The 19,078-nt window shown below is 72.8% G+C and carries 19 protein-coding genes; 14 read left to right on the top strand and 5 right to left on the bottom strand.

All coding sequences use genetic code 11. The features are described from left to right. Positions 1 to 82 precede the first annotated feature (82 nt). Genes ACIPKM_RS00835 through ACIPKM_RS00845 form a run of 3 tightly spaced genes read left to right on the top strand, consistent with a single transcriptional unit; the run spans position 83 to position 3,393 of the window. Positions 83 to 1,135 (top strand): LLM class flavin-dependent oxidoreductase, encoded by a 1,053-nt coding sequence (locus tag ACIPKM_RS00835; protein ID WP_092385971.1) that lies wholly within the window; start codon positions 83 to 85, stop codon positions 1,133 to 1,135. Then, positions 1,135 to 2,451, top strand: coding sequence for an O-acetylhomoserine aminocarboxypropyltransferase/cysteine synthase family protein (locus ACIPKM_RS00840; protein WP_402735933.1), 1,317 nt, complete (start codon positions 1,135 to 1,137; stop codon positions 2,449 to 2,451). Before ACIPKM_RS00835 ends, ACIPKM_RS00840 begins: the two co-directional genes overlap by 1 nt. Before the next feature lie 9 nt (positions 2,452 to 2,460). Continuing rightward, a complete protein-coding gene (locus ACIPKM_RS00845) occupies positions 2,461 to 3,393 on the top strand; it encodes a 4-(cytidine 5'-diphospho)-2-C-methyl-D-erythritol kinase (protein WP_309886123.1) in 933 nt (310 codons plus the stop codon). 20 nt (positions 3,394 to 3,413) lie between these two features. Here ACIPKM_RS00845 and ACIPKM_RS00850 read toward each other — a convergent pair whose 3' ends face one another. Then, a complete protein-coding gene (locus ACIPKM_RS00850; RefSeq protein WP_402735934.1) occupies positions 3,414 to 5,087 on the bottom strand; it encodes a hypothetical protein in 1,674 nt (557 codons plus the stop codon). Positions 5,088 to 5,179: 92 nt separating this feature from the next. Between ACIPKM_RS00850 and ACIPKM_RS00855 the strand changes: the two genes are divergently transcribed. The 5 genes from ACIPKM_RS00855 to ACIPKM_RS00875 are packed head-to-tail and all read left to right on the top strand — an operon-like array spanning position 5,180 to position 9,403. Next, positions 5,180 to 5,590: a molybdopterin-binding protein gene (locus ACIPKM_RS00855; RefSeq protein WP_071296058.1), complete on the top strand. Its 411-nt coding sequence runs from the start codon at positions 5,180 to 5,182 to the stop codon at positions 5,588 to 5,590. Further along, the gene (locus tag ACIPKM_RS00860; protein WP_402735935.1) at positions 5,587 to 6,684 is read left to right on the top strand and encodes a ThiF family adenylyltransferase; all 1,098 of its coding nucleotides are present in this window, start codon (positions 5,587 to 5,589) and stop codon (positions 6,682 to 6,684) included. The genes ACIPKM_RS00855 and ACIPKM_RS00860 overlap by 4 nt, the downstream gene beginning before the upstream one ends. After that, positions 6,681 to 7,532 (top strand): molybdate ABC transporter substrate-binding protein, encoded by an 852-nt coding sequence (gene modA / locus ACIPKM_RS00865; RefSeq protein WP_402735936.1) that lies wholly within the window; start codon positions 6,681 to 6,683, stop codon positions 7,530 to 7,532. The genes ACIPKM_RS00860 and modA overlap by 4 nt, the downstream gene beginning before the upstream one ends. A gap of 3 nt (positions 7,533 to 7,535) precedes the next feature. Beyond that, positions 7,536 to 8,360, top strand: a complete 825-nt coding sequence (locus tag ACIPKM_RS00870) for an ABC transporter permease (protein ID WP_070418114.1) — start codon at positions 7,536 to 7,538, stop codon at positions 8,358 to 8,360. Beyond that, entirely contained in the window at positions 8,357 to 9,403 is a 1,047-nt protein-coding gene (locus ACIPKM_RS00875; protein ID WP_402735937.1) for an ABC transporter ATP-binding protein, read from the top strand. The genes ACIPKM_RS00870 and ACIPKM_RS00875 overlap by 4 nt, the downstream gene beginning before the upstream one ends. 46 nt (positions 9,404 to 9,449) lie before the next feature. On the opposite strand, the gene ACIPKM_RS00880 is transcribed toward ACIPKM_RS00875, so the two are convergent. The 3 genes from ACIPKM_RS00880 to ACIPKM_RS00890 are packed head-to-tail and all read right to left on the bottom strand — an operon-like array spanning position 9,450 to position 12,186. Further along, complete coding sequence (locus tag ACIPKM_RS00880; protein WP_229087358.1) at positions 9,450 to 9,695, bottom strand: MoaD/ThiS family protein; 246 nt, start codon at positions 9,693 to 9,695, stop codon at positions 9,450 to 9,452. Continuing rightward, positions 9,692 to 10,735: a GTP 3',8-cyclase MoaA gene (moaA, locus tag ACIPKM_RS00885; protein WP_229087356.1), complete on the bottom strand. Its 1,044-nt coding sequence runs from the start codon at positions 10,733 to 10,735 to the stop codon at positions 9,692 to 9,694. The genes ACIPKM_RS00880 and moaA overlap by 4 nt, the downstream gene beginning before the upstream one ends. A 5-nt stretch (positions 10,736 to 10,740) precedes the next feature. Further along, positions 10,741 to 12,186: a glycosyltransferase 87 family protein gene (locus ACIPKM_RS00890; protein ID WP_402735938.1), complete on the bottom strand. Its 1,446-nt coding sequence runs from the start codon at positions 12,184 to 12,186 to the stop codon at positions 10,741 to 10,743. A gap of 54 nt (positions 12,187 to 12,240) precedes the next feature. On the opposite strand from ACIPKM_RS00890, the gene ACIPKM_RS00895 reads away from it, so the two are divergent. From ACIPKM_RS00895 to pheA, 4 genes are read left to right on the top strand one after another with little or no spacing between them, the layout of a single operon-like run. After that, the gene (locus ACIPKM_RS00895; RefSeq protein ID WP_402735939.1) at positions 12,241 to 13,668 is read left to right on the top strand and encodes a molybdopterin-dependent oxidoreductase; all 1,428 of its coding nucleotides are present in this window, start codon (positions 12,241 to 12,243) and stop codon (positions 13,666 to 13,668) included. Next, on the top strand, positions 13,665 to 14,102 hold the full coding sequence (locus ACIPKM_RS00900) for a hypothetical protein (protein WP_070418119.1): 438 nt from the start codon (positions 13,665 to 13,667) through the stop codon (positions 14,100 to 14,102). The genes ACIPKM_RS00895 and ACIPKM_RS00900 overlap by 4 nt, the downstream gene beginning before the upstream one ends. A gap of 28 nt (positions 14,103 to 14,130) precedes the next feature. Next, positions 14,131 to 14,676, top strand: a complete 546-nt coding sequence (locus ACIPKM_RS00905; RefSeq protein ID WP_070418120.1) for a MarR family winged helix-turn-helix transcriptional regulator — start codon at positions 14,131 to 14,133, stop codon at positions 14,674 to 14,676. 52 nt (positions 14,677 to 14,728) lie between these two features. After that, positions 14,729 to 15,685 carry a prephenate dehydratase gene (pheA, locus tag ACIPKM_RS00910; protein WP_071296051.1) on the top strand — a complete coding sequence of 319 codons (957 nt, stop codon included), beginning with the start codon at positions 14,729 to 14,731 and terminating at the stop codon, positions 15,683 to 15,685. 65 nt (positions 15,686 to 15,750) lie between these two features. Here pheA and ACIPKM_RS00915 read toward each other — a convergent pair whose 3' ends face one another. Beyond that, positions 15,751 to 16,821: a diacylglycerol kinase family protein gene (locus ACIPKM_RS00915; protein WP_083403430.1), complete on the bottom strand. Its 1,071-nt coding sequence runs from the start codon at positions 16,819 to 16,821 to the stop codon at positions 15,751 to 15,753. A 93-nt stretch (positions 16,822 to 16,914) separates the two neighbouring features. On the opposite strand from ACIPKM_RS00915, the gene serS reads away from it, so the two are divergent. Both serS and ACIPKM_RS00925 read left to right on the top strand, forming a co-directional pair. Further along, the gene (gene serS / locus ACIPKM_RS00920; RefSeq protein WP_402735940.1) at positions 16,915 to 18,180 is read left to right on the top strand and encodes a serine--tRNA ligase; all 1,266 of its coding nucleotides are present in this window, start codon (positions 16,915 to 16,917) and stop codon (positions 18,178 to 18,180) included. Continuing rightward, positions 18,177 to 19,031, top strand: a complete 855-nt coding sequence (locus ACIPKM_RS00925; protein WP_175473690.1) for an HAD family hydrolase — start codon at positions 18,177 to 18,179, stop codon at positions 19,029 to 19,031. Before serS ends, ACIPKM_RS00925 begins: the two co-directional genes overlap by 4 nt. Positions 19,032 to 19,078 lie beyond the last annotated feature (47 nt).

The following is a 19,078-nucleotide window of genomic DNA, read 5'->3' on the forward strand; positions in this document are numbered from 1 at the left end:
GATCCACCGGACTGGAGGCGCGGTGCGGGCCCGCCCCGCGCCTCCAGTCCGTCCCTCCCCACCTCCCCAAGGAACTCACCCCGTGCGATTCGGATACTGGACCCCGCTCTTCGGCGGCTGGCTGCGCAACGTCGACAACGAGAACATGCCGGTCACCTTCGACTACGTGAAGCGGCTGGCGCAGCGCGCCGAGCGGATCGGCTTCGACCTGACGCTCGTGCCGGAGCTCAACCTCAACGACATCAAGGGCACGGCCGCGCCCTCGCTGGAGGCCTGGTCGCTCGCCGCGGCCATCGCGGCGACGACCGAGCGCCTCGAGATCATGGCGGCGATGCGTCCCGGGTACCACCTGCCCGCGGTGACGGCGAAGCAGGCGGCGACGATCGACGACATCTCGTGCGGCCGGTTCACGTTCAACGTGGTGAGCGCGTGGTGGGCGGAAGAGGCCAAGCAGTACGGCGGCATCTTCTCGGAGCACGACGACCGGTACAAGCGCACGGCGGAGTTCGTCGAGATCATGAAGGGGCTCTGGCGGGAGACGCCGTACTCCTTCCACGGCGAGTACTACGACATCGAGAACAGCCACCTCGAGCCGAAGCCCCGGGTCACCCCGCGCATCTACGCCGGCGGCGAGAGCGAGGCCGGCAAGGCGGCGATCACCGGGTACGCCGACGCCTACGTGACCCACGGCGGCACCGTCGAGGAGCTCCGGACGAAGATCGCCGAGATGAAGGAACGCCGTGTCGACGCCGGGCTGCCGCCGTTCGAGGCGTTCGGCATGGCCGCCTACGTCATCGTCCGCGAGACGGAGGAGGAGGCGCAGGCCGAGCTCGCCCGGATCACCGACGTGCAGCACGGGCACGCGTACGAGTCGTACCAGGACTTCATCTCGAAGTCGCAGCTCGAGCACGTGCCGTCGCTCGAGGACTACTCGGTGTCGAACCGTGGGCTCCGCCCCGGGTTCGTCGGGACGCCGGAGCAGGTGGCCGCGCGGATCCGCGAGTTCGAGGACGCCGGGGTGGACACGCTGCTGCTGCAGTTCTCGCCGCAGCTCGAGGAGATGGACCGGTTCGGCGAGCAGGTCATCCCGCTCGTCCGGCCGTCCGTGGCCGCGCCGTCCGGGGCGGTCGTCTGATGGGCGACGCCTCCGACGGCACCGAGGCCGGCTGGGCCTTCGAGACCCGGCAGATCCGTGCCGGCTTCCGGGCGGACCCCGGGTTCGGTGCCAACGTGCCGCCGATCGCGCAGAGCGCCGCGTTCGTGTACCCGTCGGGCGAGGACGCGGCCGACCGTTTCATGCTCAACGCGCCCGGTCACACGTACTCGCGGGTGAACAACCCGTCGGCTGCCGCGCTCGAGCGTCGCATCGCCGACCTCGAGGGTGGTGTCGGCGCCCTCGCGCTCGCGTCCGGGCAGGCTGCGACCTCGCTCGCCGTCCTCGGCCTGGCCCGCGCCGGAGACCACATCGTGTCGAGTGCGTCGCTCTACGGCGCGACCTACACGCTCTTCGCCTCCACCCTGGGCGACCTCGGCATCGCGTTCACGTTCGTGCAGGACCCGACCGACCTCGACGAGTGGGCGGCGGCGGTCCGTCCGGAGACGAAGGCGTTCTTCGGCGAGTCGATCCCGAACCCGCGCGGCGACGTCCTCGACTTCGCGGGGGTGGCCGGTGTCGCGCACGAGCACGGCGTGCCGCTCATCGTCGACAACACCATCGCCACGCCGTACCTCGTCCGGCCGATCGAGCACGGTGCGGACATCGTCGTGCACTCGGCGACGAAGTACCTGGCCGGCCACGGCAGCGCCATCGCCGGGCTCATCGTCGACAGCGGGAACTTCGACTGGGCGGCGCACGCCGAGCGGTACCCGCAGCTCGCCACGACCGAGCAGTCCGGGTTCGCGAACACGAACTTCGCGGCGAAGTTCGGGCGGCGCGCCTTCATCCAGCGCACCCGCTCGAAGCTCTCCGCGGACCTCGGGCCGGCGATCGCACCCTTCAACGCCTTCCTCGTGCTGCAGGGCATCCAGACCCTGTCGCTCCGGATGGACCGGCACGTGTCGAACGCGGCCGCGGTGGCGACGTGGCTCGACGCGCACGACCAGGTGCTCGGCGTGCACTACGCCGGGCTGCCGTCGTCGCCGTGGCACGAACTCGCCCAGCGGTACGTGCCGGCGGGTCCGTCGGCGGTGCTCGCGTTCGACCTCGACGGCGAGGTCGACGCCGGGCGGCGGTTCGTCGCGGCGCTCGAGCTGTTCGACCACGTGTCGAACATCGGTGACGTGCGCTCGCTCGTCGTGCACCCGGCGTCGACGACCCACGTGCAGATGACCTCGGCGGAGCGGGCGGCCGCGGGGGTCGGGGACGGGCTGATCCGGCTGTCCATCGGACTCGAGCACGTGGACGACATCCTCGCGGACCTCGCGCGCGGCTTCGCGGCTGCGTCGGGATAGGTTGGGGGCATGACCACGCTGGCCGCACCGACCCGTGTGCGGACGCGCGCCCCCGGGAAGATCAACGTCTACCTGTCGGTGGGGGCCCTGCAGGACGACGGCTACCACGACGTGGCGACGGCGTACCAGGCGGTCTCGTTGTACGAGGACGTCTCGGCCGAGCCGGCGGACGACTTCTCGGTCACCTTCACCGGGCCGATCGACAGCCGGTCTGTCCCGGTCGACGAGTCGAACCTCGCGATCCGGGCCGCGCGCCTCGTGGCCGACGCCGCCGGGTACCGCGGGGGCGTCCGGCTCACCATCGACAAGCAGGTCCCGGTCGCCGGTGGGATGGGCGGTGGATCGGCCGACGCCGCAGCGACCCTGCTCGCCGTCGACACGCTGTGGGGGACCGCGCTCGGGCGTGAGGAACTGCTGCGTCTCGCCGCGCAGCTCGGCGCCGACGTGCCCTTCGCCTTCGCCGGCGGGACCGCCGTCGGGACCGGGCGCGGCGACGAGCTGAGCCCGGCGCTGGCCAAGGGCGAGTTCCACTGGGTGCTCGCCCTGAGCGACGCCGGCCTCTCGACGCCCGCCGTGTACCGGGCGCTCGACGAACACCGGGAGCGGTACCGTGCGGACATCGCGCCGGCACCCACCACGCCCGTGGTCGAGGCGAACGTGCTGCAGGCCCTCCGCGCCGGCGATCCCGACCTGCTCGCGGACTGCCTGCACAACGACCTGCAGGCCCCGGCGATGCGCCTCCAGCCCGCGCTCGCGACGACGCTCGAGATCGGTGAGAAGGCCGGTGCCCTCGCCGGACTGGTGTCGGGCAGTGGGCCGACGGTGGCGTTCCTCGTCGCCGACCGCGATGCCGCGCTCGAGGTGCAGGTCGAGCTCAGCGCCGCCGGCATGGTCGCGGTGCGTGCCGCCGGACCGGTGCACGGCGCCCGCGTCCTGCACTGACAGCGAGCCCCGTCGGCCGGTCAGTTCCGGACGTACTCCGTGATGACGACCGTGCCGGTCTTCCAGTGCTCCTTCGCCGTGAACCCGTGCTCCGCGAGCACCGCGGCCGTCTCGGGCTCGATGTTGCGCGCCTTCACCGTCCCGCCGACGAACCAGACCGTGTCGATGTCGCCCAGGCGGCTCGGGATCGTCGTCTCGAGGTCACCGGTCTGGTTCCACAGGACGCCGGACTCGGCTCCGACCTTGCGCACGCCGAGGTCCGTCATGCCCGCGAACGCCGACGGGTAGGAGACGCGGATGACGTCGGCGGTGGTGCCGGGGTGCCCGTAGACGCTGCCGAACACGACACCCTCGTCGGCGTCGGCGCGGTTCGTGCTCCGCTCGGCGGCGATGATCGAGGCGGCACGGGCCCAGGTCGAGTCCTGCTTCGCGAGCGGCTCCTTCACGGCCACGGCCGTCGGCACCGACAGCACGAGGACGGCGGCCACGACTGCGGCGAGCAGTGCCTTCGGCCGGACCAGCGTCAGGGCGAGGGCGATGAGCAGCGCGACGAACGGCAGGCTGAGGGTGGCGTACTTCGGGGAGTACAGGTGCTTCCCCATCGCCGTGGCGAGCACGAGCGCGGCCGTCGGGATGACGACGAGGGGCACGGCGACGCGGACCGCCTGCGCCCGGACGAGCGACCGGACCGTGGCGGAGCGCCGGTGCGCCTCGACGAGGGCGAACACCGTGCCGACGAGCATGAGCGCCCACGCGCCCGCCGCGTACACGTCGACGCCGCCGAACCAGGCCGTGGCGAACACCTGCACGCCCGTGCGTTCGCCGATGCCGGCGATCCACGCGACCTGCTTCGACTGCGAGGCGACCTCGACGACGAGCGGCGAGACGGCCACGGCGGCGAAGGCGGCTGCGACGGCCCAGCGGACCAGGACCCCGCGCGTCACGAGCGCCGGACCCAGGTCGTGGCCGCGGCGGGACACCGTGGCGCGACGGACGGCAGCGCGGCGGGCGACCAGCGTCCACAGCAGGGTCACGGCGTGCGCGACGACTGCGAGCGAGAGGTAGACGTTGAAGGTCACCGAGACGAGTGCGAGTGCTCCGTAGGCCGCCCACCAGTGCAGGCTGCGACCTGTTCGGGTGCGGCGGACCGCGGTCAGGCCGACGAGGGTGAGGCAGACGGCCAGGGTCGTGATCGTGGCATACGGCCGACCTTCGGACCCGGCCCACTGCACGCGGGGCAGCGCGAGGAACACGAGCCCGGCGGTGATGCCGAGGCGGAGTCCGCCGAGCCGGCGCCCGAGCGCGACGAGGAGCCCCGCCGCCACGCCGATGGCCAGGGCGCTCGGGAACCGCAGCGTGAACGGTGTGTACCCGACGAGCCAGAACCAGACGTGCATCAGCGAGTAGTAGAGCCCGTGCACGGCGTCGACGCTGTGCAGCTCGGCCCAGAGCTGCGGCCAGGTCCGCTGGGCGCTCGTGACCGTCGCGGCCTCGTCGTACCAGAGCGACGGGACCCAGGCGAAGGCGGCGCAGACGATCACGCCGAACGCGCCGACCGTCAACTCGGGCGTACGGACGACGGCGGTGCCGATGCTCGACACGAGGCCGCGGAACCAGGAGCGGGAGCGGGCACGAACCGGCGCGATCCCCGACGTTCGGGGGATGCTGATGGTGCCGGTCCGTGGTGCAGTCACGGTGAGGACGGTATCCGCGGCGGCTGGGCAGGTGCCCGGCGTCCCCGCAGCCCAGACTGAGAGTTCCACATACCGGTATCGTGCGGAGGACCATGACGAAGCTCCGCATCCGCGACGCCGCGCGGTACCTCGGCGTCAGCGACGACACCGTCCGGCGGATGGTCGACGCCGGGACCTTCACGCGGGGGACGGACCCCTCCGGACGGACCGTCGTGGACGGGCGGGAACTCGCGGCGCACATCCGCGGCACCGGCGGGCAGCTCGACGACCCGTCGGGGACGAAGAGCTCGGCGCGCAACCGGTTCGTCGGGATCGTCACCGACCTCGTGGTCGACGGCGTGATGGCGCAGGTGGAGCTGCAGAGCGGCCCGCACCGGGTCGTGTCGCTCATGAGCGCCGAGGCCGTCCGCGACCTCGGGCTCGAGGTCGGGACGGTCGCCGTCGCATCGGTCAAGGCGACGATGGTGTCGGTCGAGGTGCCGGCGGAACCGACCGACGCATGACCGACGACCGGCACACGAGCGACGACCGCCGTCGGTTGCTGTCCCGGACCGCGGCGCTCCAGGGCGCGGGGGACCGGGCCGTCCGGGCGCTGTCCGAGGCGAGTGTCCTCGTCATCGGTGCCGGTGGCCTCGGCGCGCCCGTGCTCACGTACCTGGCCGGGTCGGGGCTCCGCCGCGTCACCATCGTCGACCACGACGTCGTCGACACGTCCAACCTGGCACGGCAGACGCTCTTCGCCGCGGCGGACGTCGGGCGACCCAAGGCCGAGTGCGCGGCCGAGCGGGTGCGTGGTGTCGACCCGGAGCTCGAGGTCGTCGCACTCGCCGAGCCGTTCCACGCCGACCACGTCGCGGGCCACGACGTGGTCGTCGACGCCGCGGACAGCGTCGAGGTCACCCGGGCGATCTCGGACGCCTGCTCCACGGCCGGGGTGCCGTTCGTGTGGGGCACGGTCCTCGGCACCGACGGGCAGGTGTCCGTGTTCCACGACGCCGGGCCGGAGCCGATCGACTTCCACGACCTGCACCCGGACGCCCTGCCGGACGAGGGGTCCTGCGCGCTCGACGGCGTGCTGCCCGCGCTGTGCGGCGCCGTCGGCTCGGTGATGGCGGCCCAGGTGACCGCGCTCGTCGCCGGCATCGGGGAGCCGTTGACCGGCCGGGTGCTCACGGTCGACGCGCGACGGTGGCGCTGGACCGAGAGCACGCTGCGACGCGGCCCGGGCTCCCGGCGTCCGGCCCCCTCGGTGGACGAGGCCCCGCCCCGGATCGCCCCGGCGGCACTCGCCGCCCGACTCGACCGGACCGCCGGCGGCAGCGGCGGACCCGTCCTCGTCGACGTCCGCACCCCGGCGGAACGCGCCACCGGGATCGTCGCCGGCAGCCTCCCGCCGGACGACCTCGCCGCAGACGACGACCGACCCGTCGTCGTGGTGTGCGCCAGCGGCGTCCGCGCGACCGCCTGGGCACGCGCAGCGCGTGCCGCAGGCCGTGACGCGACGGTCCTCGACGGGGGCATCCAGGCCTGGGACCGAGAGGGCCTGCCGACGATCCGGCCCACGCTGACCGCAGATGCGGATACGATCGAGCAATGACGACGCACGTGCGGAACGCCGCCTTCTTGATCGCCGCGACCGCCCTCGTCGCCGTCGGCCTCGCCGGCTGCAGCACGGCCGACACGGCTGGCACGGCCGGCACGGCTGGCACGGCCGGCACGACGGACGCCACCGCCCCGAGCACCAGCGCGAGCAGCACGGCCGCGGCCCCGACCGGGAAGATCACCGTCTTCGCTGCGGCGTCGCTCCAGAAGACGTTCACGACCCTCGGCGAGCAGTACGAGGCCGCCCACCCGGGGACCACGATCACCTTCTCGTTCGCCGGGTCGAGCGACCTCGTCACCCAGATCCAGAACGGCGCCCCCGCCGACGTGTTCGCGTCCGCCGACGAGGCGAACATGGACAAGCTCGTGAAGACCGACATCGCCGCCGGTTCGCCGCGGGACTTCGCCACGAACGTCCTCGAGATCGCCGTGGCTCCCGGCAACCCGAAGGGAATCAAGGACCTCGACGACCTGACCGCCTCGGACGTGCAGCTCGTCACCTGCGCCACCCCGGTGCCGTGCGGTGCCGCGACCGCGAAGGTCGAGCAGGCCACCGGTGTCGACCTGCAGCCGGTCAGCGAGGAGCAGTCGGTGACCGACGTCCTCGGCAAGGTCGAGTCCGGCCAGGCGGACGCGGGACTCGTCTACGTGACCGACGTCGAGGGTGCCGGCGGCAAGGTCGACGGCGTCCGGTTCGACGCGGCGTCGAAGGCCGTCAACACCTACCCGATCGGTGTCCTGAAGGACGCGTCGAACCCCGACCTCGCGGCGGCGTTCACGGCGTACGTGCGTTCCGACGCCGGCCAGAAGGTGCTCGCCGACGCCGGCTTCGGAGCCCCCTGAGCCGTGCCCGACCACACTGACCGAACACCCCGGGCGAGCCCGTCCGTCCGCACCCCGGTGCCGTGGTGGCTGCCGGTCCCGGCGGTCCTCGGCGGCCTGTTCGTGGTGGTCCCGGTCCTGGCGATGGTCGGCCGCGTCGACTGGGGGTCGTTCGGCGCACTCGTCACGTCGCCCGCGTCGCTCACCGCCCTCGGACTGAGCCTCGGGACCGCTGCCGCCGCGACGGGCATCGCCTTCGTGCTCGGCTACCCGCTCGCCGTCCTGTTCGCCCGGTCCACGTCGCGGTGGATCGGGGCCGCACGCGCCCTGGTCCTGCTGCCGCTCGTGCTGCCGCCGGTCGTCGGGGGACTGGCCCTCCTCGCGGCGTTCGGTCGACTCGGCGTCGTCGGGGCGTGGCTCGACGACCACGGTCTCCGGATCGCCTTCACCACGGCCGCGGTCGTGATCGCGCAGACCTTCGTCGCGATGCCGTTCCTGGTGTCCTCGATCGAGGGTGCGCTGCGCGTCGGCGGCGACCGGTTCGAACGGGTCGCCGCGACGCTCGGCGCGTCCCCGACCCGGACGTTCCTGACCGTGACGACACCGCGGGTGCTCCCGGGCATCCTGGCCGGCCTCGTCCTCTGCTTCGCCCGTGCCCTCGGGGAGTTCGGCGCGACCCTCACGTTCGCCGGCAGCCTGCAGGGCGTCACCCGGACGCTGCCCCTCGAGATCTACCTGCAGCGCGAGATCGACCCGGACACCGCGGTCGCGCTGGCGCTCGTGCTGGTCGTCGTCGCGCTGGTGGTCATCGGTGCCTCCGCGCTCCGCACCCGGACGGCACTCGCATGAGCCGCGAGCGTCCGGCGCTCAGCGGCCTCCGCGCCCACGTCGTCGTCCCCGACCGCGGCGTCGACGTCCACCTCGACGTCGCACCGGACGAGTGCGTCGCGCTGGTCGGGCCGAACGGCGCGGGCAAGTCCACGGTCGTCGAGGCCCTCGCCGGACTGCTGCGCATCCGGTCCGGATCGGTCCTGCTCGGCGACCGCGACCTCACGGGCGTCCGAGCGCACCGCCGCGGGGTCGGGCTCGTCGCCCAGCGCGCGAACCTCTTCCCCCACCTGTCGGTCGCTCGCAACGTCGGCTACGGACCGCGCGCGGCCGGTTCCGGGGGCCAGGAGGCGCGGCTCCGCTCCGACGCGGCCCTCGCCGCCGTCGGCGTGGCCGGTCTGGCGGACCGCGCACCGGGGACGCTCTCGGGAGGGCAGGCCCAGCGCGTGGCGATCGCCCGGGCCCTCGCCACCGAGCCGGCGCTCCTGCTGCTCGACGAGCCCACCTCGGCGCTCGACGTCGACGCCCGGGCCGAGGTCCGCTCCGCACTCGGGACCGCCCGGACCGGTCGACCGACGGTCCTCGTCACGCACGACCCGCTCGAGGCCGTCACCCTCGCGGACCGCATCGTCGTGCTCGAGAGCGGCCGGGTCGCCGAGCAGGGGCCGACCGCCGTCGTCCTCGGGCGTCCGACCAGCGCGTTCGCGGCGTCCTTCTCGGGCCTGACGCTCCTGCGCGGCTCCGCCACCCGGGGTGGGATCGCCCTCGATGGCGGGGGTGCGCTCGCGTCGTCGACCGGCACCGCGCCTCCTGGCTCGTCCGCCCTCGCCGTCTACCACCCGACGGCCGCGGTCGTGACGCGCGACGGTGCCGGGCCGGAGCGCCGGGTGACCGGACTCGAACCGCGGGACGGGCTCGTCCGGGTGCGGGCCGGCGACCTCGTGGCGGACGTCACGGTCGCGGTGGCTGCGGCGCTGGGGCTCGCGCCGGGGGACGCCGTACGGATCGCGGTCCCGGCGGACGAACTGGCGGTCTACCGGCCGGGCGGACCCACGCCGGACTGAGCCGGACACGGTCGCGGTGCTCAGCTGCCGGACTCGGCTGCCGGGCTCAGCCGCCGGCGAAGGGCGGCATGACGTCGACGACCGCCACGCCGTCGAGCCCGGTCGCTCGATCGCGCGTGGTCACCCCGTCGACGAGGTACGAGCAGCGCTCCTGCAGTGCCCGCCACCGATCGGGGTCGTCCGCGGTCACCGACCGCAGGGCCTCGTCGAGCGTCGCTGCCCGCACGGCGACGTCGTCCACGCCCACCGCTGCCCGTGCCGCGGCGAAGAACCGGATCGTCGTCACCGTCATCCGCCGATCGCGCTCATGCCCCGCGTGGGGTGCACCAGGTCGTCGCTGTCGTCGCCGTGGTCGCGGGGCTTCGCCCACATCGCCAGGCGCCAGAGCTCGGCGACCTCGTCGTCGGAGGCGCCCTTGCGCATCGGGCCGAGCACGTCGGTCTCGTCGTCCGAGAAGAGGCAGCTGCGGACGTTGCCGTCGGCCGTCAGACGGGTGCGGGTGCAGTCGGCGCAGAACGACTCGGTGATGCTCGCGATGATGCCGATCGTGCCGAGCTCCGCACCGACGCCGCCGTCGGCCGTCCGTGCGAGCACCCGGAAACGCTCCGCCGGGGCGCCGTCGCGGGGCGCCTCGTCCGGCACCAGGGCGAACGACTCGGACAGCATCGCCCGGGTCTCGGCCGCGGTCACCATCGACGTGCGGTCCCAGGCGTGGTCGGGGTCGAGCGGCATCTGCTCGATGAACCGGAGCTCGTAGCCGCGGTCGAGGCACCACCGCATGAGGTCCGGCGCCAGGTGGTCGTTCACGCCGCGCAGCAGCACCGCGTTGACCTTGATCGCGAGCCCCGCTGCCCGTGCGGCCTCGAGCCCGGCGATGACCTTGTCGAGGAACGGGCGCCGGGTGACGGTGGTGAAGACGTCCGGGTCGACGGTGTCGAGCGACACGTTCACGCGTCGGAGGCCGGCGTCGTACAGGGCGGCTGCGCGGTGGGCGAGCCCGATCGCGTTCGTGGTGAGCGACAGCTCCGGGGCGTCGGGGAGCGCGGCGCACCGGGCGATCACGTCGACGAGGTCGTGGCGGAGCATCGGCTCACCGCCGGTGAAGCGGACCTTGCGCACGCCGAAGCGGTCGGTCGCGAGCCGGACGAGCCGCTCGATCTCGGCCGCGGTCATGAGTGCGTCGTCGGGGGCGAACGGCAGCCCGGCCGCCGGCATGCAGTAGGTGCAGCGGAGGTTGCAGCGCTCGGTGAGCGACACGCGCAGGTCGACCGCGCGCCGCCCGAACCGGTCGAGCAGGCCGCCGGTCGAGCCGAGCATGGTCGCGGGTGCCATGTGCGTCAGCGTACGGGGTCGGCGGGTCCTCCACCTGATGACATCGCGAGCGCTCGTTCCCGGAAGGCGAGCCGGCGCCCCCAGCGCTCCCAGTCGGACCGCCGGGTGCGCACCAGCGTGACCACGATGACGACGACGACCGCGGCGGCGAGCCACCAGCGGTACGCGTCCGCCGACGGCCAGACGCCGCGCAGGGCGATGGCGAGCCCGATCGACAGCCACTCCCAGCGCCCGGAGAGCACCACGAAGGGGATGAGGAGCAGCGCGTACCAGGGGTAGCGCGGGCTCACCGCGAGGAACGTCACGCCGATGAGGAGGACCTCGCCGGACCACGGCCGCGCGGGGTCGGACAGCCGCCACGCCACGAACGCCGCCAGCAGGACGAGCAGCCCGACCACGAGCGTCGCCGCGTCGCCGTGGAAGGCGAGCGAGACCAGGGCGAACCGGGAGCCGTCCTCGTAGCCCTCTTCCGACAGGTACCCGGGCAGGTACCCGAGGACGTCGAGGCCCGTCGTCAGCACGTACGGCACGTAGAGCAGCCCGAACACCGCGATGCCGACCGGGATCGCCCACCAGTTCCGCCACCGACCGAGCAGTGGCGGGTACACGAGCGCGGGGATGAGCTTCGTCGCGGTCGCGGCGCCGAGGGCGATCCCGCCCCAGATCGGGCGGCCGAAGGCGACGAGCACGGCGCCGGCGGTGGCCAGGGCCGCGCCGAGGGCGTCGACGTGCGAGTTGGTGACGGCCTCGGACGCGACGAGTGGGGACCAGGCCCACAGTGCGGCCCACCACGTCGGTCGTCCGAGCTTGCGGAGCACGACGACCAGGCCCACGGTGACGCCGAGTGACAGGAGCAGCCCCGCGACCTGGAACGGCATGTACTGCGCGGTGGCCGGCACGAACGCCCGCACCGCCGCGAACCAGAGCTGGGCCATCGGCGGGTAGATCGTCACGACGTCCGGGCGGTTGATCGCGACGCAGTGCCCGTCCGCGCCGTCGCCGAGCCCGCGGAACCGGGGTTCGAGCGGCTTGCACGTGCCGTCGACCTTGTCGGGGAAGAGCCAGTCGGGGCGCAGACCGGACAACGCGGTCGACTGCGGCGTGTGCGCGTACGGCGAGATCCCGGCGTGCTGCACGATGCCGTCCCAGGCGTAGCGAGCAGAGTCGGTACTGGTGTTCGGCGGCCCGGCGATGGCGGCGAGCCCGACCACCAGGCCACCGCCGACCACGAGCCACGTCATCCACTTCGCCGGGACGAACCGCAGCGCGAGCACCGCGAGCGCGAACACCGTCCAAGCGATCAGGGTCCACGCAACGAATGGGGAACGATGACCGGACCGGAGGAACCCCAGATGCGTGACGCCGAAGGCGATGACGCCCGACAGAGCGAGCACGCCGACCACGGCCAGCACGGTCGGCAGGAGTCGGCCGGGGCGAAGTCGTTCACTCATGGTGCGACGAGGCTATCCATGGTCCGCGGGCTGCTCCTGGATGCACGATCCGCGATGGCGTCGCCGAACCGGAACGCGCGGACGGCGGTCGTCCTGGGGCGGTTGCTCGGGGTGGCGTTCCTGGTCTGCTTCGCGACCGGCGTCTACAGCTACTTCCTGCAGCAGCCGCTGCCGTGGATGCGGTTCCCGACCCGTCCCGCGCAGCTCTACCAGTTCACGCAGGGCGTGCACATCACCGCGGGGATCGCGATCATCCCGCTGCTGCTCGCGAAGCTCAACACGGTCATGCCGGCACTCGTGCAGACCCCGCCGGTGCGTGGGCCGCTGCACCTGCTCGAGCGGCTGTCCATCGCGGTGTTCGTGGCGTCGGCGATCGTGCAGGTGACGACGGGCCTGCTCAACACGTACCAGTGGTACCCGTGGCCGTTCCCGTTCAAGCAGGTCCACAACGCGCTCGCGTACGTGCTCATCGGGTCGCTCGTGCTGCACATCGGCGTGAAGCTCCGGCTGATCAGCCGGTACTGGCGGAAGCGGGACTCGTACGACGAGCACGGCCGGTTCGTGGTCGACCCGGCCGCGGGGAGCGAGTTGCTCTCGCCGTCCCAGGAGGCACGGGTCGACCCCGCCACGTCGGCTCCGGCACCGCAGGCGGTCGCGTCCTACCCCCGCGGCATCACCGGCCGCGTGCTCCGCTGGGTCGATGGCGTCCCGGCCGTCCCGGCCGTCCCGGCGGACGCTGCCGAGACTCGTCCCGGCGGACCGGACTCGGCGTCCACGACCCGAGCGGCGTCCGCAGAGCCGAGTCTCGGCGTGCCGCAGGACGGTGCGGCGGAGGCGAGCCGCGCCTCCAGGGCCACGCCGGAGGCGACCGACGGCCGACGTGAGCGGATCGCCCGACGCGGGTTCTTCGCCGGTGTGACCGCCGCGACGGTCGGTGTCGTGGCGTTGACCGCCGGACAGTCGAGCACGCTCGCCGAGCCGTTCAACGTGTTCGGCGCCCGACAGCGGCACCGCGGGCCGAACGACCTGCCGGTAAACCGCACGGCTCGTGCCGCCGGTGTGCTCGCCACCGCCACCGCCGCCGACTGGTCCCTGACCGTCGTCGGGCACGACGTGGTCCGCACCTTCTCGCGTGCCGAGCTCGTGGCGCTCGGCACCGCCGAGGCCGAGCTCCCGATCTCCTGCGTCGAGGGCTGGAGCCAGATGGCGACCTGGAAGGGCGTGCGGATGCGCGACCTGCTCGGCGCCGTGCAGGCGGCGCCGGGGTCGCACGTGCGGGTGACGAGCCTCGAGCGGCACGGCGGCTACCGCATCATGGACATGGGCCCCGAGTACGCCGAGGACCCGACGACGCTCGTCGCGCTCGAGCTGAACGGCGCGACACTCGACCTCGACCACGGGTTCCCGGCGCGGATCATCGCTCCCGGACGACCCGGTGTGCTGCAGACCAAGTGGATCGAGAAGATCGAGGTGATCGCATGAGGGCCGCACGCATCGTGCTCGTCGTGGTCGGGGTGCTCGTCATCGCGTTCGGGGCGTACGTCCTCGTGACGACGGTCCGACCGAACCGGATCTGGGGGCTGGCGACCTGGCTCCTCGGGGCCGTGATCCTGCACGACGCGATCCTGTCGCCGTTCGTCGTCGGAGTGGGGCTCCTGCTCCGCCGGACCGGGCGGACGCTGCGGGCCTGGGCGCTCGTCGTCGTGCAGGCGGTCGTCGTGCTCGGGAGCGTCCTCGCGCTCGTGGTCCTGCCGGAGATCGCGGCGAAGGCGCACGGGCAGAAGAACCCGACGGTGCTGCCGTTCGACTACGGCGCGCGGCTGCTCCTCGTCGAGGGGGTCCTGCTGCTCGTCGTCGTGGCGGTGCTCGTGGTCGCCGCACGTCGTCCGGCACGCGTTCGCGCGAGTACTGGTTGAACCGACAACCTTTCGGTAGACTCGACGCATGACCGACGACACCCCGTGGCTCACCCGCGACCAGCTGCGCGCGTGGATGAAGCTCGTCGCGGTCATGGAGCTCCTGCCGGCCGCGCTCGACCAGCAGCTCCAGCGCGACGCCGACCTGACGCACTTCGACTACATGGTCATCGCGATGCTCTCCGAGACCGACTCCCGGACGCTCCGGATGTCGGCGCTCGCCTCGGCGACGAACGCCTCGCTGCCGCGGCTGTCCCACGTGGTGTCCCGGCTCGAGAAGCGCGGCCTCGTGGCGCGCTGTCCCTCGACCGACGACCGGCGCGCGACCGACGTCCGGCTGACCGACGCCGGCTACGCGACCATCGTCGACGCGGCGCCCGACCACGTCCGGACCGCCCGTCGCGTGGTGATCGACGCGCTGAGCGACGAGCAGGTCGGGCAGCTCGACGGCATCGCCGCGGCGCTCCTCAGCCGGCTCGACCCCGAGGGGCGGTTCGCCGCCCTGACCTACCCGCGCGACGACGACGAGCCCGCCATCTGCGAGGCCCGGCTGACCGGCACGGCGACCGACTGACGCCACCGTCACGCACGCCTGTGGGCCGTGGGCGTTGCAATAGGCTCGCCGCATGACCGAGTCCGCCGCGCCGTCCGACACGTACTCCTACCTCGGACCCGCAGGGACCTTCACCGAGGCCGCGCTCAAGCTCGTGGACGCGGCGGCCGGCAAGCCCTGGCGGAGCGTGAACAACGTCGGCGAGGCCCTCGACGACGTCGTCAGCGGCCGGTCCATCGGTGCCGTCATCGCGATCGAGAACAGCGTCGACGGCGGGGTCAGTGCGACGCAGGACGCCCTCGCCCGGATCCCCGGCGTGCGCATCGTGGGGGAGTACCTCGTCCCCGTCGACTTCGTGCTCGTCGCCCGCCCCGGCACCGCGCTCGCCGACGTCCGCACCGTGAACGCGCACCCCGTGGCCTACGCCCAGACCCACAACTGGCTCGAGGCGAACGTCCGCGGCCACGGGCACATCCCGGCGTCCTCGAACGTGGCGGCCGCAGCAGCCCTGCTCGACGAGCACCCCACCGCCGACGCCGCGGTCGCACCCCCGGGGATCACCGACCACTACGCGCTCGAGGTCCTGGCCTCGTCCATCGGGGACAACGCCTCGGCGGTCACCCGGTTCGTGCTCGTGTCGAAGACCCTGGCGCTGCCCGAGCCGACCGGGGCCGACAAGACCAGCGTCATCGTCGAACTGCCCGCCGACCACCCCGGCGCCCTGGTCGACATGCTCGAGCAGTTCGCGACGCGGGGCATCAACATGGGGTTGCTGTCCTCGCGGCCGATCGGCGACGAGCTCGGGCGCTACCGGTTCGTCATCGACCTCGACGGGCACGTGCGGGACGAGCGCGTGGCGGACGCACTGCTCGGCCTGCGGCGGTTCAGCCCGCGCGTGACGTTCCTCGGGTCGTACCCGCGGGCCGACGGGGTCCGGCCCGAGGTGCCCGCGCGCTACTCGGACGTCGCGTTCGTCGAGGCGCGCGACTGGCTGCGCGCGATCGTGTCGGGCGAGCCCGAGGCGCGCTGAGCGCTGCGCGCTGCGCTGCGCTGCGCGCTGCGCTGCGCGCGCGGCGCGCCCGCGCGCGCCCGCGGCTACCGCCGGCGGCCGCGGCCCGTCGCCGGCTCGACCGCGGGGATCCGCACGTCCAGCGAGCCCGGGTCGATCTTCGCGCGGAACGCCACGATCTCGCCCACCGGGTCGCCGTCGATCTCGAACTCGTCCGGCTTCGCCAGGCGTAGCGTGAACTCCTCGCCGCGCAGGTACCGCAGCGGGCGCTCCTGCTTCGCGGCCGTGGTGATCCGGCGGCCGATCACGGTGTCGGACAGGGCCGACCGGCGGAACCACCGCAGGATCCCGTTCTCCCAGAACACCCGGGCCGCGATGCGCACCCAGCCGAAGAACCCGCGAGGCCGCATCACGACGATGTCGAACACCCCGTCGTCGATCTCGGCATCGGGCAGGAGCATGGCGTTGGCCTGGAGCATGCCGCAGTTGCCGACGATGACCGAGTGCGCCCGGACCGAGCCGTTGCGCGCCGACTCGTCGAGCCGGTACTTGAACTCGAAGCCGTCGGTGTCACGGACGGAGCGGAACAGCGAGTCGAGGTAGGCGAGCCACCCGACGCGCTTCTTCAGCTCGGGGCGCGTGTTCGCGAGCATGCGGGCGTCGAGCCCGAGGCCGGCCATCACGACGAAGCCGAACCGGTCGCGGGAGCCGTCGGGGCGCTCGACACCGAGCAGTCCGAAGTCGATCGAACGGTCGTGCCCGGTGAAGATCGCCTTGGCCATCCCGCCGAGGTCGTCCAGCGGCAACTTCATGTTCCGCGCGAGCAGGTTTCCCGTGCCGCTCGGCAGCAGCGCCAGCGAGGCGTCGGACCCGTGCACCACCTCGGCCACGGCGCGGACGGTGCCGTCCCCACCCGCGGCGGCGACGACGTCGGCGCCGGCTTCGAGTGCGGCGCGGGCCATGCCGCCGCCCGGGTCCTCCTCCGTCGTCTCGAACCAGAGGGTCTCGGCCCAGCCGGCCTCCTGCTGGTGCTTCTCGACGGTGCGCTTGAGGGTCGGCAGGTGGACCTTGACCGGGTTGTAGACCACCGCGGCCGTCCGCTGCTCGGTCTGGAGGGCGTCCTGGTCCGCGGGCGCGGTCTCCGAAGGGGTCGACATGCACCAACGGTACCGATCGAAGCCTGGAGGCGCGGGTCGGGCCCGCACCGCGCCTCCAGTCCGTCCGCAACTGCGCCCCTTTAGGATGGTGCGGTGATCGATCCCCAGCTGCTGCGTGACAACCCGGACGTCATCAAGGCCTCGCAGGAGGCGCGCGGCGCCTCCGTCGCCGTCGTCGACGAGGCCGTCGCCGCGGACGCGGCACGGCGGAGCGCGATCACCTCGTTCGAGTCCCTCCGGGCCGAGCAGAACGCCTTCGGCAAGACCGTCGCGAAGGCCCCGAAGGACGAGAAGGCCGCGCTCGTGCAGCAGGCCCAGGCGCTCGCCGCGAAGGTGAAGGAAGCGCAGGCGACCGTCACCGCGGCCGAGGAGTCCTTCAACGCGGTGGTCCGGAGCATCCCGAACGTCGTCCTGCCCGACGTGCCGAAGGGCGGCGAGGACGACTTCGTCACGCTCCGCACCGTCGGCACGAAGCCGGAGTTCGACTTCGAGCCGAAGGACCACGCCGACCTCGGCGAGCACCTCGGCATCATCGACATCCCGCGCGGCGTGAAGGTCTCCGGCTCGCGGTTCTACTTCCTGCGCGGCCTCGGTGCACGGCTCGAGATCGCCCTGATGTCGCTCGGCCTCGACCGTGCGATCGCCGCCGGCTTCGAGCCGCTCATCACCCCGACGCTCGTGCGCCCCGAGACCATGGCCGGCACGGGCTTCCTCGGCGAGCACGCGGCCGAGGTCTACCGGCTCGAGGCGGACGACCTCTACCTGACCGGCACGAGCGAGGTCGCCCTCGCCGGGTTCCACGCCGACGAGATCCTCTCCTTCAACGGTGGCGACGGCCTGCGGTACGCCGGCTGGTCGACCTGCTACCGGCGCGAGGCGGGGTCGGCGGGCAAGGACAACCGCGGCATCCTGCGCGTGCACCAGTTCAACAAGCTCGAGATGTTCGCCTACGTCCACCCGGACCAGGCCGAGGCCGAGCACGCCAAGCTCGTCGGGTACCAGGAGCAGATGCTGCAGGACCTCGGGCTGCACTACCGCGTGATCGACGTGGCCGGTGGCGACCTCGGCACGAGTGCGGCGCGCAAGTACGACATCGAGGCGTGGGTCCCGACGCAGGGCACCTTCCGCGAGCTCACGTCGACGTCGAACTGCACGACGTTCCAGGCTCGGCGCCTCGACATCCGGTACCGCACCGAGAGCGGGAAGACCGCGCCGGTCGCGACCCTGAACGGCACCCTCGCGACCACCCGGTGGATCGTCGCGATCCTCGAGACGCACCAGCAGGCCGACGGCTCGGTCGTCGTGCCCGAGGTCCTCCGTCCCTACCTGGGCGGCATCGAGGTGATCGAACCCCGATGAGCACGCAGGGTCGGTTCGTCGACGGTTCGGCCGGTGCGGGTGCGCCGGCCCGGACGAAGCGCTGGTTGGTGGCGCTCGACATCGACGGCACCACCATGCGCGAGGACGGTGTCGTCACCGACACCGTGATCGCCGCGCTCCGCGATGCCGAGGCAGCCGGGCACGAGGTCATGCTCAGCACCGGTCGCAGCGAGGGCATGACCGTCCCGCTGCTCGACACGCTCGGCATCCAGCCGAAGTACCTCGTCTGCGCGAACGGCGCGCTGACCCTGGGACGCCGGTCGGACGGTTCCTACGAGCGGGTGCACGTCGAGCAGTTCGACCCGAGCGAGGTCCTCCGGACGATCCACGGCGCCCTCGAGAACGCCGCGTTCGGCGTCGAGGACCAGACCGGCCACTTCCTGCTCTCCGGCAACTTCCCCGACGACACGATGACCGTCGCCGGCGAGCACGTCCCGTTCGAACGGCTGCTCGGCGTCGAGGCGACCCGTGTCGTCGTCATCTCGCCCGGCCACGACACCGAGGACTTCCTGCAGATCGTCGAGCGGATGGGGCTGCACAAGGTCTCGTACTCGGTGGGCTGGACGTCGTGGCTCGACATCGCACCCGAGGGCGTGACGAAAGCGACCGCGATGGAACGGGTCCGTGAGTGGCTCGACATCCCGCGGTCCCGCGTGTTCGCGGCGGGGGACGGTCGGAACGACATCGACATGCTCCGGTGGGCCTCGACCTCGGGGCGCGGCGTCGTCATGGGGCAGGCACCCGAGGACGTCGTGGACGCGGGCAACGAGCTCACGGGCGGCGTCACCGACGACGGTCTGGCGGCTGCACTCGACTCCCTGCCGCGCTAGCCCGGTAGACTTCCCGGGACGCGATCACGTCTCGCCACGTGGTCGCG

It is taken from the genome of Curtobacterium sp. NPDC086286 (assembly GCF_044746255.1).
Taxonomy (GTDB): Bacteria; Actinomycetota; Actinomycetes; order Actinomycetales; family Microbacteriaceae; genus Curtobacterium.

What these genes read in the sequence shown, in the direction of transcription:
- ACIPKM_RS00860 (WP_402735935.1), top strand. Translation starts at nt 5,587, where the DNA reads ATGACCGACGACCGGCACACGAGCGACGACCGCCGTCGGTTGCTGTCC.
- ACIPKM_RS00915 (WP_083403430.1), bottom strand. Translation starts at nt 16,821, where the DNA reads ATGTCGACCCCTTCGGAGACCGCGCCCGCGGACCAGGACGCCCTCCAG.
- modA (WP_402735936.1), top strand. Translation starts at nt 6,681, where the DNA reads ATGACGACGCACGTGCGGAACGCCGCCTTCTTGATCGCCGCGACCGCC.
- ACIPKM_RS00890 (WP_402735938.1), bottom strand. Translation starts at nt 12,186, where the DNA reads ATGAGTGAACGACTTCGCCCCGGCCGACTCCTGCCGACCGTGCTGGCC.
- ACIPKM_RS00900 (WP_070418119.1), top strand. Translation starts at nt 13,665, where the DNA reads ATGAGGGCCGCACGCATCGTGCTCGTCGTGGTCGGGGTGCTCGTCATC.
- ACIPKM_RS00855 (WP_071296058.1), top strand. Translation starts at nt 5,180, where the DNA reads ATGACGAAGCTCCGCATCCGCGACGCCGCGCGGTACCTCGGCGTCAGC.
- ACIPKM_RS00875 (WP_402735937.1), top strand. Translation starts at nt 8,357, where the DNA reads ATGAGCCGCGAGCGTCCGGCGCTCAGCGGCCTCCGCGCCCACGTCGTC.
- ACIPKM_RS00880 (WP_229087358.1), bottom strand. Translation starts at nt 9,695, where the DNA reads ATGACGGTGACGACGATCCGGTTCTTCGCCGCGGCACGGGCAGCGGTG.
- ACIPKM_RS00905 (WP_070418120.1), top strand. Translation starts at nt 14,131, where the DNA reads ATGACCGACGACACCCCGTGGCTCACCCGCGACCAGCTGCGCGCGTGG.
- ACIPKM_RS00845 (WP_309886123.1), top strand. Translation starts at nt 2,461, where the DNA reads ATGACCACGCTGGCCGCACCGACCCGTGTGCGGACGCGCGCCCCCGGG.
- pheA (WP_071296051.1), top strand. Translation starts at nt 14,729, where the DNA reads ATGACCGAGTCCGCCGCGCCGTCCGACACGTACTCCTACCTCGGACCC.
- ACIPKM_RS00895 (WP_402735939.1), top strand. Translation starts at nt 12,241, where the DNA reads ATGGCGTCGCCGAACCGGAACGCGCGGACGGCGGTCGTCCTGGGGCGG.
- ACIPKM_RS00925 (WP_175473690.1), top strand. Translation starts at nt 18,177, where the DNA reads ATGAGCACGCAGGGTCGGTTCGTCGACGGTTCGGCCGGTGCGGGTGCG.
- ACIPKM_RS00840 (WP_402735933.1), top strand. Translation starts at nt 1,135, where the DNA reads ATGGGCGACGCCTCCGACGGCACCGAGGCCGGCTGGGCCTTCGAGACC.
- moaA (WP_229087356.1), bottom strand. Translation starts at nt 10,735, where the DNA reads ATGGCACCCGCGACCATGCTCGGCTCGACCGGCGGCCTGCTCGACCGG.